This window comes from Arthrobacter sp. 7Tela_A1 (assembly GCF_049311065.1).
GTDB lineage: Bacteria > Actinomycetota > Actinomycetes > Actinomycetales > Micrococcaceae > Arthrobacter_B.
Genome location: NZ_JAXIOO010000009.1, coordinates 89,414 through 103,392, shown reverse-complemented (window position 1 = coordinate 103,392; position 13,979 = coordinate 89,414). Strand labels below are relative to the sequence as shown.

At 66.4% G+C, this 13,979-nt stretch carries 13 protein-coding genes and 1 pseudogene; 8 read left to right on the top strand and 6 right to left on the bottom strand.

Annotated features, from left to right (window positions below; all coding sequences use genetic code 11):
* Positions 1 to 83: 83 nt before the first annotated feature.
* Genes prpB through TVB01_RS06145 form a run of 3 tightly spaced genes read right to left on the bottom strand, consistent with a single transcriptional unit; the run spans position 84 to position 3,184 of the window.
* A complete protein-coding gene (prpB, locus tag TVB01_RS06155) occupies positions 84 to 1,007 on the bottom strand; it encodes a methylisocitrate lyase (protein ID WP_422454939.1) in 924 nt (307 codons plus the stop codon).
* Positions 1,008 to 2,525: an MmgE/PrpD family protein gene (locus TVB01_RS06150; RefSeq protein ID WP_422454937.1), complete on the bottom strand. Its 1,518-nt coding sequence runs from the start codon at positions 2,523 to 2,525 to the stop codon at positions 1,008 to 1,010. It abuts the gene before it with no gap.
* Positions 2,522 to 3,184, bottom strand: coding sequence for a GntR family transcriptional regulator (locus TVB01_RS06145; RefSeq protein WP_422454936.1), 663 nt, complete (start codon positions 3,182 to 3,184; stop codon positions 2,522 to 2,524). Before TVB01_RS06145 ends, TVB01_RS06150 begins: the two co-directional genes overlap by 4 nt.
* 200 nt (positions 3,185 to 3,384) lie before the next feature.
* Between TVB01_RS06145 and TVB01_RS06140 the strand changes: the two genes are divergently transcribed.
* Positions 3,385 to 5,292 (top strand): AMP-binding protein, encoded by a 1,908-nt coding sequence (locus TVB01_RS06140; protein ID WP_422454934.1) that lies wholly within the window; start codon positions 3,385 to 3,387, stop codon positions 5,290 to 5,292.
* 12 nt (positions 5,293 to 5,304) lie between these two features.
* Here TVB01_RS06140 and TVB01_RS06135 read toward each other — a convergent pair whose 3' ends face one another.
* Positions 5,305 to 6,000, bottom strand: coding sequence for a response regulator (locus tag TVB01_RS06135; protein ID WP_422454933.1), 696 nt, complete (start codon positions 5,998 to 6,000; stop codon positions 5,305 to 5,307).
* Positions 5,997 to 6,386, bottom strand: coding sequence for a sensor histidine kinase (locus TVB01_RS06130; protein ID WP_422454932.1), 390 nt, complete (start codon positions 6,384 to 6,386; stop codon positions 5,997 to 5,999). The genes TVB01_RS06135 and TVB01_RS06130 overlap by 4 nt, the downstream gene beginning before the upstream one ends.
* Here TVB01_RS06130 and TVB01_RS06125 point away from each other — a divergent pair.
* Positions 6,280 to 6,630: pseudogene (locus tag TVB01_RS06125) on the top strand (cation:dicarboxylate symporter family transporter); the annotation flags it as partial. The gene TVB01_RS06130 and the pseudogene TVB01_RS06125 sit on opposite strands and share 107 nt — an antisense overlap.
* 92 nt (positions 6,631 to 6,722) lie before the next feature.
* Here TVB01_RS06125 and TVB01_RS06120 read toward each other — a convergent pair.
* Positions 6,723 to 8,243 carry a sodium:solute symporter gene (locus tag TVB01_RS06120; protein ID WP_422454931.1) on the bottom strand — a complete coding sequence of 507 codons (1,521 nt, stop codon included), beginning with the start codon at positions 8,241 to 8,243 and terminating at the stop codon, positions 6,723 to 6,725.
* Between the two features lie 318 nt (positions 8,244 to 8,561).
* Between TVB01_RS06120 and TVB01_RS06115 the strand changes: the two genes are divergently transcribed.
* Genes TVB01_RS06115 through cmk form a run of 6 tightly spaced genes read left to right on the top strand, consistent with a single transcriptional unit; the run spans position 8,562 to position 13,875 of the window.
* Complete coding sequence (locus TVB01_RS06115; protein WP_227897200.1) at positions 8,562 to 9,461, top strand: ParA family protein; 900 nt, start codon at positions 8,562 to 8,564, stop codon at positions 9,459 to 9,461.
* 1 nt (position 9,462) lies between these two features.
* Positions 9,463 to 10,332 carry a segregation and condensation protein A gene (locus TVB01_RS06110; protein WP_422454966.1) on the top strand — a complete coding sequence of 290 codons (870 nt, stop codon included), beginning with the start codon at positions 9,463 to 9,465 and terminating at the stop codon, positions 10,330 to 10,332.
* Positions 10,313 to 10,954: an SMC-Scp complex subunit ScpB gene (gene scpB, locus TVB01_RS06105; RefSeq protein WP_422454929.1), complete on the top strand. Its 642-nt coding sequence runs from the start codon at positions 10,313 to 10,315 to the stop codon at positions 10,952 to 10,954. The genes TVB01_RS06110 and scpB overlap by 20 nt, the downstream gene beginning before the upstream one ends.
* Positions 10,955 to 10,978: 24 nt before the next feature.
* The gene (locus TVB01_RS06100) at positions 10,979 to 12,064 is read left to right on the top strand and encodes a pseudouridine synthase (protein ID WP_422454928.1); all 1,086 of its coding nucleotides are present in this window, start codon (positions 10,979 to 10,981) and stop codon (positions 12,062 to 12,064) included.
* Between the two features lie 3 nt (positions 12,065 to 12,067).
* Positions 12,068 to 13,177, top strand: coding sequence for a prephenate dehydrogenase (locus TVB01_RS06095; RefSeq protein WP_422454926.1), 1,110 nt, complete (start codon positions 12,068 to 12,070; stop codon positions 13,175 to 13,177).
* Positions 13,174 to 13,875, top strand: a complete 702-nt coding sequence (gene cmk, locus TVB01_RS06090; protein ID WP_422454925.1) for a (d)CMP kinase — start codon at positions 13,174 to 13,176, stop codon at positions 13,873 to 13,875. Before TVB01_RS06095 ends, cmk begins: the two co-directional genes overlap by 4 nt.
* Positions 13,876 to 13,979 lie beyond the last annotated feature (104 nt).

The window sequence follows — 13,979 nt, the reverse complement described above, 5'->3', positions numbered from 1 at the left end:
TGGGACTCCTTCGTCATGGTGCGCAGTTCAGTGGTGGTGCGTGTGCCTTCTTCTTGCGTGGTGGAACTGGAACGGAAGCCGGGTTAGGCCGGCGCCGAGGTGGCGGTTGTGCCGGGGACCTGGAAGTTGAACACCGAAGTGTCGAAGCGGTTGTACGCCTCATAATCCACCAGATCGTACAGGCGTGCACGTGTGAGCATGCTGGGAACCGCTGCTTCCTGCGTGCCGTCGGCCTTGATGGTTTCCAAGGTGCGCTCTGCTGCGCCCAGCGCGCTGCGCAGCAGGGTCACCGGGTAAATGACCATATTGACGCCGGCGGCGGCGAGCTGGTCATAGGTGAACAGCTCGCTTTTGCCGAATTCGGTCATGTTCGCCAGGATCGGGACGTCGACGGCGGCGCGGATGGCGGCGAATTCCTCCACCGTCTTCATGGCCTCGGGGAAAATTGCGTCGGCGCCGGCTTCCACGAGCGCCCGGGCCCGGTCCTGGGCCGCTTCCAGTCCGTCGACGGCGCGGATATCGGTCCGCGCCATGATCAGGAAGTTGGGATCCCGGCGGGCGTCAGCGGCAGCGCGGATCCGCTTGGTGGCGGTGTCCAGGTCGACGACGTTCTTCCCGTCGAGGTGCCCGCAGCGCTTGGGATTGAACTGGTCCTCGATGTGGCAGCCGGCCAGGCCGGCGTTCTCGAGTTCCTGGATGGTGCGGGCCACGTTCATCGGCTCGCCGAAGCCGGTGTCGGCGTCGACAATTGCCGGCAGATCGGTCATCCGCGCGATCTGGCCGGCGCGGGTCGCCACCTCGGTGAGAGTGGTCAGCCCGATGTCCGGCAGGCCAAGGTCGTTGGCGAGGACCGCACCGGAGATGTAGACGCCGTCGAATCCCTTTTCTTCAATCAGCCGGGCCGAGAGCGGGTTGAAGGCACCCGGATACTGCTGCAGGGTGCCGGAGGACAGGCCTTCGCGCATCGCGATGCGCTTCTGCTCGGGAGTGGTGGAGGAGTACAGCATTTAGAACAGTCCCTTCGGGGCGGCGGCGGGATCGATGATCCCGGCGGCGGCGGTGATGTTGAGCTGGCCGAGTTCACCTGCGGCGAGTTCGGGCAGGCGTTCGGCGGCGGCGATGAAGCGGTCCATTTCCTCTTCGGAGACCAGTCCGGCAGCGAGGGTGCGGAACTTGTTGATGTAGTCGGCACGAACGAACGGACGGGCACCGAGGGGATGCGCGTCAGCGACGGCGATCTCGTCGGTGATGACGGTTCCGTCGGTGAGGGTGATGTCCACCCGGCCGCCGAACGCCTTCTCGGCGATGTCCACCGAGTGGTAGCGGCGGGTCCATTCCGGGTCCTCCACGGTGGTCACCTTGTGCCAGAGTGCCACGGTGTCCGGGCGGCCGGCACGTTCGGGGGAATAGGAATCCACATGGTGCCAGGCACCGTCCTGCAGGGCGACCGTGAAAATGTACGGAATGGAGTGGTCCAGGGTTTCGCGGGACGCCGCGGGATCGTACTTCTGCGGATCGTTGGCTCCCGAGCCGATCACGTAGTGCGTGTGGTGCGAGGTGGAGATCAGCACGGAGGCGACGTTGGCCGGATCCGCGGTTTCCGGATGCTCGCGGTGGATCTTGCGCGCCAGGTCGATCCACGCCTGAGCCTGGTACTCCGCGGAGTGTTCCTTCGTGTAGGTGTCCAGGATCGCGCGCTTCGCCTCGCCCGGGGCGGGCAGCGGCACGTCGTAGGAGGCGTCGGGCCCGTCCAGCAGCCAGGCAATGACACCGTCTTCACCTTCGTAGATCGGGGTGGGGGAGGTCTGTCCCCGCATCGCCCGGTCGACGGCTTCGACGGCCATCTTGCCGGCGAACGCCGGGGCGTGTGCCTTCCAGGTGGAGATTTCTCCCTTGCGCGACTGCCGGGTGGCAGTGGTGGTGTGCAGTGCCTGGCCGACGGCCTGGAAGATCGTTTCGGTGTCCAGTCCCAGCAGGGTGCCGATGCCGGCGGAGGCAGACGGGCCGAGGTGGGCCACGTGGTCGATCTTGTGCTTGTGCAGGCAGATGGCCTTGGCCAGGTCGACCTGGATCTCGTAGCCGGTGGCGATGCCGCGCAGCAGGTCCGCGCCTGAGGCCCCGGTGTGCTGCGCTGCGGCGAGGATCGGGGGAATGTTGTCACCCGGGTGGGAGTATTCCGCGGCCAGGAAGGTGTCGTGGTAGTCCAGTTCACGCACGGCCACGCCGTTGGCCCAGGCAGCCCACTCGGGGGAGGTCTTCTCCTGGACGCCAAAGACAGACGCGCCCGAACCGCCTGAGGACGGGGCAAAGGAGAGCGCCTGGGCGCGGGCAGCGACGATCGGACCGCGGTTCAGTGAAGCGACGGCTACGGAAGCGTTGTCGATAATGCGGTTGATGACCATGTCCGCGACGTCGTCGGTGACGGCTACGGGGTCGGCAGCGACGGCAGCGATCTTCCAGGCCAGCTGGTCTTCGCGGGGGAGGTTTTCCTCGCTGCGGTAAACGCGGACGTTATGGGATTTCACTGAGGGGTCCTTTCAGGGTGGTGGACGGTGGTGAAGTGTTCAAGGCTTTTGTGCAGATGGATGCGGGTGGCCGCTGCGGCCAGAGCGGGGTCCGCCGCGGCAATGGCTCCGGCGATAGTGGCGTGCTCGGCTGCTGTGTCCCTGAGCCTGCCGGGGTTGTCCTTGGCGAGGCGGCGGACACGCGCAAGGTGCAGGCGGACGTTGCCCAGCGCCTGGGTGAGGTAGGGGTTCGCGGCGGCTTCATCGATCGCGGCATCGAGCCGGGCGACCAGTGCGTAGTAGCCGCGCCGGGCCGGGTCCTCGTCCGGGTCGGCATCCAGCCGGGCTGCCGCGGCTTCGAAGTCGGCACGCAGGGCGCGGAACACGTCGGGGTTGCAGCGGACCGCGGCCAGGGAAGCGGCCTGGCATTCAAGGGCCTGCCGCAGTTCAAAGAGCGCACCGACGGTCTCCGCGGATATAGGGGTGACGACGACGCCGCGCCCGTTGTGGGGTGCCGCCAGCCCGTCCGCAGTGAGCCGGGCAAGGGCTTCACGCAGCGGTGTGCGGGAGATGCCGAGGCGCTGGGACTGTTCCACCTCTCCCAGCACCGTTCCCGGCGGAAGCCGCCATTCAACGATGTCTTCCCGCAGCATGGCGTAGGCCCGGTCGCTGGCCCGCATGATTGCCCTTCCCGCAGAGTGGTCTGTTTCCGGTTCAGTGTATACACAGAAGGCCTGATAGTGAACTGGGCCACCAAATTAACTCAACGCCAGAGGTGGTGTGTATACACGCGGCTCTTTTCAGTCTGACGTGTGTCCCCTAGGATGGCGGGAACGACGCCGGCCGCGGCGCGCGCCAACCTGCGGATCAAGGAGGATTCATGGGAACCAACGGTTATGCGAAGACCTATGCCGAAAGTGTTGAGGATCCGGAGAGATTCTGGCTGGACGCCGCAGGCCTCGTCGACTGGGACGTTGCGCCCCGGCAGGCCCTGGATGATCAGGGCGCACCGCTTTACCGCTGGTTCCCCGACGGGCAGCTGAACACCAGCTTCAACGCCTTGGACCGGCATGTCCTGGCCGGCCGCGGTGACGATGCAGCCCTCATCTACGACTCCGCCATGCTCGACACCAAGCGGATGTACAGCTACAGCGAACTGCTGGCCGAGGTGGAGATCTTCGCGGGCGTGCTGCACGGCCAGGGGATCCGTGCCGGAGACCGGGTAGTGATTTATCTGCCCATGATTCCCGAAGCAGTCATCGCGATGCTGGCAACAGCCCGGCTGGGCGCCGTGCATTCGGTAGTGTTCGGCGGGTTTGCCGCCGCGGAACTTGCCGCGCGCATCGATGACGCCCGGCCCGACGTCGTGGTCACGGCCAGCGGGGGACTGGAGCCCAAGCGCAGGGTTGAGTACCTGCCTGCTGTGGCCGAGGCCCTGGAAACCGCATCGCACCGGGTGCGTTCCGTCGTCGTTGCCGCACGGAACGGTTTTGGCCATACAGCAGGGGAATACGACGGCGCCGGCGGCACGGTGTGGCGGGACTGGGCAAAGCTGGCGGAGGCAGCCGAACCGCAGGGGCCGGTCAGCGTGGCCGCGACCGATCCGCTGTACATCCTCTACACGTCTGGAACCACGGGGTCGCCCAAGGGCGTGGTCCGGGACAACGGATCCCACGCCGTCGCGCTGGCCTGGTCCATGCGCAACATCTACGACATTGCCCCCGGCCAGGTGATGTGGACGGCGTCTGACGTCGGCTGGGTAGTCGGGCACTCCTACATCGTCTACGGCCCCCTGATCGCGGGCGCGGCGACAGTGCTGTACGAGGGCAAGCCGGTAGGGACTCCCGATGCCGGCGCGTTCTGGCGGGTGGCTGCAGAACACAGCGTGGAGGTTCTCTTCACGGCGCCGACGGCCCTGCGTGCGATCCGGCGCGCGGATCCGGAGGCTGCGCTACTGGCCGGGTACGACGTGTCGAAGCTGCGGACCCTCTTCGCAGCTGGTGAACGGCTTGATCCGGAGACCTTCCGCTGGGCGTCGGAGTCGCTGGGGATTCCCGTGGTGGACCACTGGTGGCAGACAGAAACCGGCTGGGCGATCTGTGCCAATCCGATGGGCCTTGACCCGCAGCCGATCAAGGCCGGATCGCCAACGTTCCCGGTGCCTGGATTCCGGGTGCGCATCGTGGACGGAAGCGGTACCGAAGTGGCGACGGGCTCTGAGGGCAACATTGTGCTGGACCTGCCGCTCCCGCCCGGAACCCTCGCGACGCTGTGGGGGAGCGATGACCGCTACCGCGCCTCCTACCTTGAAGCCTTCGAGGGCAGCTATGCGACGGGGGATTCGGGATATGTGGATGAGGACGGCTATGTCTTTGTCATGGGGAGGACAGATGACGTCATCAACGTGGCAGGGCACCGCCTGTCCACCGGGGCAATCGAGCAGGCCGTGGCGAAGCACCCGGACGTGGCAGAGTGCGCCGTCATCGGTGTGCGGGACAGCCTGAAGGGCCAGCGCCCCTGCGGGTACGTGGTGCTCAAGGCCGGATCCACGGCGACGGAAGAAGAGGTCCAGTCAGCGCTCGCGGACCTGGTCCGGACCCAGATAGGTCCAGTGGCGGACTTCCGCGACGTCAGGGTCGTGGAAGCACTGCCCAAGACCCGTTCCGGGAAGATCCTGCGCAAGACCATGCGCCAGATTGCCGACGGCGATGATTTCGTCGTGCCTTCCACCATTGAGGACCGCTCGGTGCTGGATGACCTGATTCCGCTGCTCCGTCCCGGCACCTGATCCCGGAGGAGCTCAGCGGCGCCAGGCGTATTCGAGTTCCGGCCGGCCGGGGGAGCCGTAGCGCGGGGAACGGACGACGGCCCGCTGGACAGTGAGGTGCTCAAGGTAGCGCCGGACCGTGATCCGCGACATTGTCAGTGCTGCAGAAACTTCGGAGGCGGACATCGGGTCCGGGGCGTCCTTCAACAGCTCGGACACCGTCCGCAGCGTCTCCGGTGACAGTCCCTTCGGCAGGGCCGCCGGCACTGACGGACGCAGCGCGGCCAGGGCGCGGTCAACTTCCGACTGCTTTGCCGAGGAACCCTGGCCGGCCAGGTTCGCGTGGTACTCGCGGTAGGAGGCCATCTTGGCGGCAAAAGTGGCATAGGTGAACGGTTTAATCAGGTACTGGACAATTCCTGCGGACATCGCCCCGCGCACCACAGCCAGGTCGCGGACAGCGGTAATGGCAATAACATCGGCAGGAATTCCGGCTCCCCGGATTCGGCGCAGCAGGTCCAGCCCGTGCAGGTCCGGAAGGTTCATATCCAGCAGGACCAGATCCACGCCGGCGCGCGGGCCGTCGAGGAATCCCTTGGCTTCTGCGGCTGTGCGGGCGGTGCCGGCCAGGGCGAACCCCTCGGTGCGCCGCACATACTCCGCGTGCGCCTCAGCCACCACGGACTCGTCCTCCACCACCAGGACAGCGATATCGGAACCCTGGGTCATGGCCGCGCTCCTTCCGGAAGCGGCAGCCTGACCGTGAAGCGGGCCCCGCCGGCATGGTGGGAGCCGACGTCCAGCGTCCCGCCGAGGCGCAGGACCGCCTGGTTGACGAGTGCCAGGCCGAAACCGCGCCCCGCCCCCGCAGTCTGCACGGGATCCTTGGTGCTGAATCCCTGCTCGAAGATGCGGGTCCTCGACTCGGCGGGAATCCCCGGTCCGCTGTCCCGGACGGTGAGCTCGAATCCGCGCGATCCTTCGTCCCCGGCCACGCCCAAACGGACTTCCAAGGGTGCCGCCGGTGTCACCGGCGCAGGCCTCGCGACGCTGGCCGGCGGCCTGCAGTCCCACCGCCCGGACCTGATCGAAGGCGTTGGCCTGATCGTGGGCATTGACCGCTTCATGTCCGAAGCGCGTGCACTCACCAACTTCACCGGCAATGCTGTGGCCACCGTGCTGATCGGAACCTGGACCAAGGAGATCGACAAGGAGCAGGTCCGCCGCGTCCTGGACAAGGAACTGCCCTTCGACGAAGCGAGCATGAACATCGACGCAGGGTCCGGGGAGCCGGAGCCGACGGAGGAATCCAGGGAAGTGGAAAGCTCCGTTCCGTCCTCGGCCGGGGGCCGCAGCTAGTTTCACGAAGCTGCTCCGCCAGCCGGAAAGGGTGCTCCCGCATGCAGCGGGAGCACCCTTTCGTGTGTGTGTGCCGACGGGCGGCGGTGCGGTTAGGCGGAAGCCGGCGACGACGACGCCGCTGCATCCTCTCGTTCCCGGCCAGCCAGACGGTCTTCCCATGCGGACATCACTGCAGCGTCTGTCCGCGGAGTCAGGAGGGAAACGACGACGTACACCACGGCCGAGGCAACGAGCCCGAAGTAGATCGGCTCATTGGCGTAGACACCGTCGTAGGGCTGGTCGCCGGTGATTTCGAGGTAGATCATCGTGGCAAGCGTGGCCACTGACCCCGCCACCATTGAGGCTGCTGCGCCGAATCCGGTGCCGCGCTTCCACGCCAGGCCGCCCAGGATGGCGACCAGGAGTCCGCCGACGAGGATGTCGTAAGCGATCGTCAGCGCAGCCACCACGTCCTGGACCACGATCGCCAGCACGATGGTCACGATGCCCAGTCCCAGCACCCAGACCTGGCTGCGGGCGACGTCGTGTTCCGGGTTTTCTCCGGAGGCGGCAGGGGCCTGGGAAGGGGAAGCCCCGAACCAGCTGCGGACAAAGGGCACGACGTCGGTCCGTGCCACTGTGGCCGCCGCGATAAGCGACCCCGAGGCGGTGGACATCATCGCGGCCACGGCTGCTGCCAGCACCAGTCCGCCGATGCCCACCGGGAGCAGGTTCATCGCCACGTCGGCGTAGACATCGTCCTTGGAAGCGATGTTCGGCAGGACGACGGAGGCGGCCATGCCGATCAGGGCTCCGGCGACGCCGTAGAGGATGCAGTAGATGCCTGCTGCGGTGCCGCCCCAGCGTGCGATCAGCGGGGTGCGGGCCGTGAAGACCCGCTGCCAGATGTCCTGGCCGATGAGCAGCCCGAGGGTATAGACAACGAAGTAGGTGATGATGCTTTGCGCGCCAATGCCGGTGATGCTGAAGAACTCGTCGCCCACGCGTTCACGGATGCCGTCCAGGCCCCCGGCGCTGGAGAACGTGAGCGGGAGCATCAGGGCGAAGACGCCGATCGTTTTGATGATGAACTGCGCCATGTCGGCCAGGGTGATGGACCACATGCCGCCAATCGTGGAGTAGATCAGCACCACGGCACCGCCGACGGCGATGGCGAGCCAGCGCTCCCAGCCAAAGAGCACCACGAAGATGGTGGCGTAGGCACCGGTCGACGTGGCGCACAGCATCAGCGTGTAGGCCAGCATGACCACGGAAGACATGCGGGTGGACCCGCCGCCGTAGCGCAGGGTGAGCATCTGGGAAACGGTGTAGATCTTCAGCTTCTGCAGCGTGGACGCGAACAGCAGGCTGAGCAGCAGCACACCCATGCCGATGGCGACGACAAGCCACATGCCGGAGACACCGTACTGATAACCGAGGCCGACGCCGCCGACGGTGGATGCTCCGCCGAGAACGACGGCGGCCATGGTGCCGGTGTAGAACACCGGACCCAAGCGGCGTCCGGCCACCAGATAGTCGCTTTCATTCTTGGTGCGGGACTTGCCCCACCAGCCGAAGGCAAGCATGCCCACAAGATAGGCCACAACAATCGCGGCGTTTACGTATTCCATTGGGGGTCCTGTCGTTTCGCGGAGACTGCCCTCTGACAAGGGCTTCGCTGGGTATTGCCTAACAGTCAACTAATGTTTACCCACACGCTATTGTCTGGAACAGGGATAGGTCAACGGCTGGGGCGGATTATGTCCGGATCCTCACCGTGGAGGGGTGGCCCCAGAGCCGTGCGCAGGAAAAATCCGCCAAGGTTCGAGTTAAGGTTGAGCGTCAAGGCTCGCGCGGTTACAGGGCACCGATTCGCGGGATAGCAGTTGCACAGTTGTAACCTTGGACAAGACAGCAGGAGAGCTAGATACGGAAGCGTGGATTTATACGTGAGCAGCGAACAGGGTTCCACAACTCTGCAGGACGCAACGCAGGGCGCGGCCGATGAAGCCATGGGCCCCACAGGCCGTCCGCTGACGGAATTCCCCGAGCCTCCGGTCCTGACGTCCCACGGGCCCGCCCGCATTATTGCGATGGTCAACCAGAAGGGCGGCGTCGGCAAGACGACCTCGACCATCAACCTGGGCGCCGCGCTCGCAGAAGCCGGGCGCAAGGTCCTGCTGGTTGACTTCGATCCGCAGGGCGCACTGTCCGCAGGCCTGGGAACCAACCCGCACGAGCTGGACGTCACCGTGTACAACGTCCTGATGGACCGCAAGGTCGACATCCGCGACGCGATCCAGGAAACGCACGTCGAGAACATCGACCTGCTGCCCGCCAACATCGATCTCTCCGCTGCCGAAGTCCAGCTCGTCAACGAGGTAGCCCGCGAACAGGTGCTCGAACGCGCCCTCCGCCGGGTCTCGGACGACTACGACGTCATCCTCATCGACTGCCAGCCCTCCCTTGGCCTGCTGACCGTCAACGCGCTTACCGCCGCCCACGGCGTCATCATTCCGCTGATCTGCGAGTTCTTCGCCCTGCGTGCCGTGGCGCTGCTGGTCGAAACCATCGAGAAGGTCCAGGACCGCCTCAACCCGGGCCTGCAGGTCGACGGCGTGCTGGCCACGATGTACGACGCGCGGACCCTCCACAGCCGGGAAGTCATCGGCCGCCTGGTCGAGGCGTTCGGGGACAAGGTTTTCGAGACCGTCATCAAGCGCACCATCAAGTTCGCCGACGCCACCGTCGCCGCCGAACCGATCACCTCCTACGCCGGCAACCACGCCGGAGCTGAATCCTACCGACGCCTCGCCAAGGAACTGATTGCCCGCGGCGGCGCTCCCTAGCCTGGCGGCGGACGCAGGTCCGGGCAGCGCGGGGGAGCAGGAGGCAGCGGCCGGCGGATTCCAGGTCCGGCTGGAGAACTTCCGCGGACCCTTCGACGTCCTGCTGGGCCTGATCTCGAAGCACGAGCTGGACATCACCGAGATTGCCCTGGCGACGGTCACGGATGAATTCATTGCCTACATCCGCGCCCTCACCGAGTCCGGCCAGGGCTGGGCACTGGATGAAGCCAGCGAGTTCCTGGTTATTGCCGCCACCCTGCTGGATCTGAAAGCAGCTAGGCTGCTCCCGGCCGGGGACGTGGAGGACGACGAGGACATTGCCCTGCTCGAAGCACGGGACCTGCTCTTCGCCCGGCTCCTGCAGTACCGCGCCTTCAAGCAGATGGCTTCCCTCATGGGCGCCCGCCTGGCCGAGGAGGGCCTGCGTTTTCCCCGTGACACAGCCCTTGAGCCGCACCTGGCAGCCATGCTGCCGGAGCTGGCCTGGCGCAGCAGCCCGGAGGAATTCGCCGCTCTGGCGGTCAAAGCGCTGGAACCCAAGCCGGGTCCTCCGACGGAAGTGGGGCTTGCCCACCTGCATGCACCGCGGGTCAGCGTCCGGGAGCAGGCCCGGATCATCAGCGGCCGGCTGCAGGAGCGCAGTCCGCTCACCTTCAGAGAGCTCACCGCTGATGCCACGGCGCTGGAAACAGTTGCCCGGTTCCTGGCCCTGCTGGAAATGTTCCGTGACGGCGTGCTGTCCTTTGACCAGCCCGAACCGCTGGGAGAACTGCGCGTCGCCTGGACCGGCAAAGGCGCCGGAAACGGCTGGACGGCAGAGGACCTGACCGAAGAATATGACGAGGAGACCCATGCAGCGGCCCACCCCTGAGGACGCCGTTGCCGCAAGCGGCACCCTGGCGGCACGTCCCGGCGGGGTCAAGGCTGCGGCCGAGGCTGTGCTGATGGTGATCAACGAACCCATCACGGCTGCGCAGCTGGCCGAAGCGCTCGGTGTGGAGCCGGTCGAAGCCGAACAAACCCTTGCCGATCTGCGCCAGGAGTATGACGGCTATACTGGGGGCGGACCCGTTGGCCCGTCTGCACCGCAACCGCGTGGATTCGAGCTCCGGGAAGTTGCCGGCGGCTGGCGCATCTACTCCCGTCCCGCCTTCGCCGACGTCGTTGGGCAGTTTGTACTCGAGGGACAAAGTGCCCGGCTTTCACAGGCGGCACTGGAGACTCTGGCGGTGATTGCCTACCGCCAGCCGGTGTCGCGGAGCAGGGTCTCCGCCATCCGTGGAGTCAATGTCGATTCCGTGGTCCGCACGCTGCTGCAGCGCGGGCTTGTCGCGGAATCCGGAACGGAACCCGAAACCGGTTCGCTGCTCTACTGCACGACTCCGTACTTCCTGGAGAAGCTGGGGCTCGGCAGCTTGGAGGAGCTGCCGCAGATTGCTCCCCACCTGCCCGGGCTGGAAAACCTCGCAGAATTTGAAGAAACTACTTATTAACCGCTACACCCGAAGGACTTCTCAATGACACAGGCACCCCGTTCCGGATCAGGCCGCAACAACCCGCGCGGAGGCGGCGCCGAAGGCGGCCGCGGCTTCGGCAAGGGCTCCAAGCCGGCCGGCGGACGCACGGGGGGTCCCAAGTCCTCTTCGTCCGGTACACCCAAGTCGGGTGCCCCGAAGGCGGGCGGCTTCAAGTCCGGCGCGCCCAAAGCGGGCGGTTTCAAGCCCGGCGGCCCCAAGACCGGTGCACCGAAGGGCAAGGGCGGTTCAGAGCGTGCTTTCCGCAATGAGCGCTTCGGCAAGAACCTGGGTCCGGTCACCAAGCGCACGCACACCCGCCGTCCGGGCAAGCCCGTAGTCTCCGAACACCACGATCCCGAGGGAATCCGGCTGCAGAAGGTCATGGCCAGCGCCGGCGTGGCGTCCCGGCGTGTGTGTGAGGAAATGATCCAGGAAGGGCGGGTGGAGGTCGACGGCGAGGTCGTTACCGAGCTCGGTGTCCGCGTCGATCCCAAGACGGTGTCCATCCACGTGGACGGTATGAGCCTGCAGCTGGATGACACCCAGAAGTACTACGTCTTCAACAAGCCCCGCGGCGTGATCTCCACCATGGAGGACCCGGAGGGCCGTCCCTGCATCAGCGATTACCTCAAGAACACGAACAAGCACGAGCGGCTGTTCCATGTTGGGCGCCTGGACAACAACACCGAAGGCCTGCTGCTGCTGACCAACGACGGTGAGCTGGCAAACCGCCTCACGCACCCCTCCTATGAGGTTCCCAAGACGTACCTGGTCCAGGTGCGCGGTCCGATGGCCCACGGCGTCGGCGCCCAGATGCGCGAAGGCCTCGAACTCGAGGACGGCTTCGCCAAGGTCGATTCCTTCCGCCTGGTGGACTCCACGCCCGGACACATCCTCGTCGAGGTTGTCCTGCACTCCGGCCGCAACCGCATTGTCCGCCGGATGTTCGACGCCGTCGGCCACCCGGTGGAGCGCCTGGTGCGCACCCAGATGGGGCCGATCCGCCTCAACGACCAGCGCCAGGGCAGCATCCGCGTCCTCGGCCGCCACGAAGTGGGCCACCTGCTGGCTTCCGTAGGGCTGTAGCCGGTGACGGTACTGGCCAACGGGGGTACACACCTGTCCGGACCGGTCCTGGTGATCGGCACCGGGCTGCTTGGCGCCAGCATCGGGCTTGGCCTGCGGGCCCGGGGTATCGACGTCGCTCTTTCTGACATCTCTCCCTCCACTGAAGCCGTGGCACGGGACATTGGTGCCGGCCGCCGGCTCGCCGAGGCTGAGGCCGGATTCGCTCCCCAGCTCGTGGTGGTCGCCGCGCCGCCGGACGTTACCGCTTCCCTGGTGGCGCAGGCCCTGGAGGACTGGCCCTCCGCCGTCGTCGTGGACATTGCCAGCGTCAAGGCCGCCGTGCTTGCCGACCTGCAGGACTCCGGCGCCGACCTGTCCCGCTACGTGGGCACGCACCCGATGGCCGGGCGGGAGAAGTCCGGTCCGGTGGCAGCCCTTGGCGACCTCTTTATGTCGATGCCGTGGGTCATCTGCGCGGGGGAACACAGTTCCCCGGACGCCGTGAAGGTGGCCGAAGCCCTCGCTATCGACCTCGGTGCCGTGGTGTCCCGGATGAGCGCGGAGGACCACGACCAGTCCGTAGCGTTGATTTCCCATCTGCCGCAGGTGATGTCCTCACTGGTGGCCAGCCGCCTGCAGGAGACTCCGCCGTCGGCACTCGCGCTGGCGGGCAACGGGCTGCGCGACGTCACCCGGATCGCCGCGAGCGATCCCAAGCTCTGGGTGCAGATCCTCAGCGGCAACGCGCCGCGCCTGGTGAACATCCTGCACGGCGTCCGCGAGGACCTGAACCGCCTGATCAACACGCTGGAAAACCCGACGGCAGACGGCGCGCGCCTGGACATGGCGCAGCTGATCTCCGAAGGCAACACCGGCCAGGCACGGATTCCGGGCAAGCACGGCACCCCGCCGCAGTCGTTCGTCAGCTTCACCGTGCTGGTGGATGACACGCCCGGCCAAATCGCTCGCCTGCTCACCGAAATCGGGGAAATCGGCGTCAACCTGGAAGACCTCCGCCTGGAGCATGCCTCCGGCCGCGAGGTGGGACGGGCGGAAATCTCGGTTCTTCCGAGCAAGATGCACGGGCTGGTCAGCGCACTGACTGCCCGCGGCTGGAAGGTAGTGGAGTGAACGCACAGCAGAACCCGGCACAGTTCCGGCTGGGCAAGCCGCTGGTGGTGGCTATCGATGGCCCCTCGGGCTCGGGTAAATCCAGCATCAGCCGTGAAGTGGCGCGCCGGCTGCATGCCAACTACCTGGATACCGGCGCCATGTACCGGGCAGTCACCATCGCCTGCATGCGGGCCGGCATCGACCTGACCGATGCCGTGGCCGTGGAAGCCGCCACCCGCACTGCGGACATTGAGCTGAGCACTTCACCGGACGCAGAATGGGTGCTCGTGGGGGGAGAGGACGTCACCCAGGCGATCCGTGAACCGGAGGTTTCCTCCAATGTCTCCGCCGTGGCCACCACCCTTGGTGCCCGCGCCGAACTGGTGCGCCGCCAGCAGCAGCTGATCAAGGACTCCGGACTGCGGATCGTCGCCGAAGGACGGGACATCACCACGGTGGTGGCTCCCACTGCCGAAGTCCGGATCCTGCTCACCGCCTCCGAGGAGGCACGCCTGCGCCGCCGGGGTGTGCAGCTGGGCGGCTCGCAGAGCGCCGCCGCGCTGCGCGAACAGGTCCTGACGCGCGACGTGAAGGATTCCACAGTGGTCAATTTCCAGCAGGCGGCCGACGGCGTGGTGACGGTCGATTCCTCCGACCTGGACTTCGAAGAAACGGTCCGGGCTGTCCTGGACGTCGTTTTCGCCAGTACGCACTAACCACGGACTGCAGGTGCTGCGCCGGGGGCCCGAATGGGGCCCCGCGCCTCGCCGTGTTTCAATGGACTGGTGGCGGCACGGAATATTTCCGTGTCCGGCCCCCA

Coding starts and splice junctions, on each gene's coding strand:
- prpB (WP_422454939.1), bottom strand. CDS start 1,007: ATGCTGTACTCCTCCACCACTCCCGAGCAGAAGCGCATCGCGATGCGC.
- TVB01_RS06145 (WP_422454936.1), bottom strand. CDS start 3,184: ATGCGGGCCAGCGACCGGGCCTACGCCATGCTGCGGGAAGACATCGTT.
- TVB01_RS06140 (WP_422454934.1), top strand. CDS start 3,385: ATGGGAACCAACGGTTATGCGAAGACCTATGCCGAAAGTGTTGAGGAT.
- TVB01_RS06135 (WP_422454933.1), bottom strand. CDS start 6,000: ATGACCCAGGGTTCCGATATCGCTGTCCTGGTGGTGGAGGACGAGTCC.
- TVB01_RS06130 (WP_422454932.1), bottom strand. CDS start 6,386: ATGCCCACGATCAGGCCAACGCCTTCGATCAGGTCCGGGCGGTGGGAC.
- TVB01_RS06120 (WP_422454931.1), bottom strand. CDS start 8,243: ATGGAATACGTAAACGCCGCGATTGTTGTGGCCTATCTTGTGGGCATG.
- scpB (WP_422454929.1), top strand. CDS start 10,313: ATGCAGCGGCCCACCCCTGAGGACGCCGTTGCCGCAAGCGGCACCCTG.
- TVB01_RS06100 (WP_422454928.1), top strand. CDS start 10,979: ATGACACAGGCACCCCGTTCCGGATCAGGCCGCAACAACCCGCGCGGA.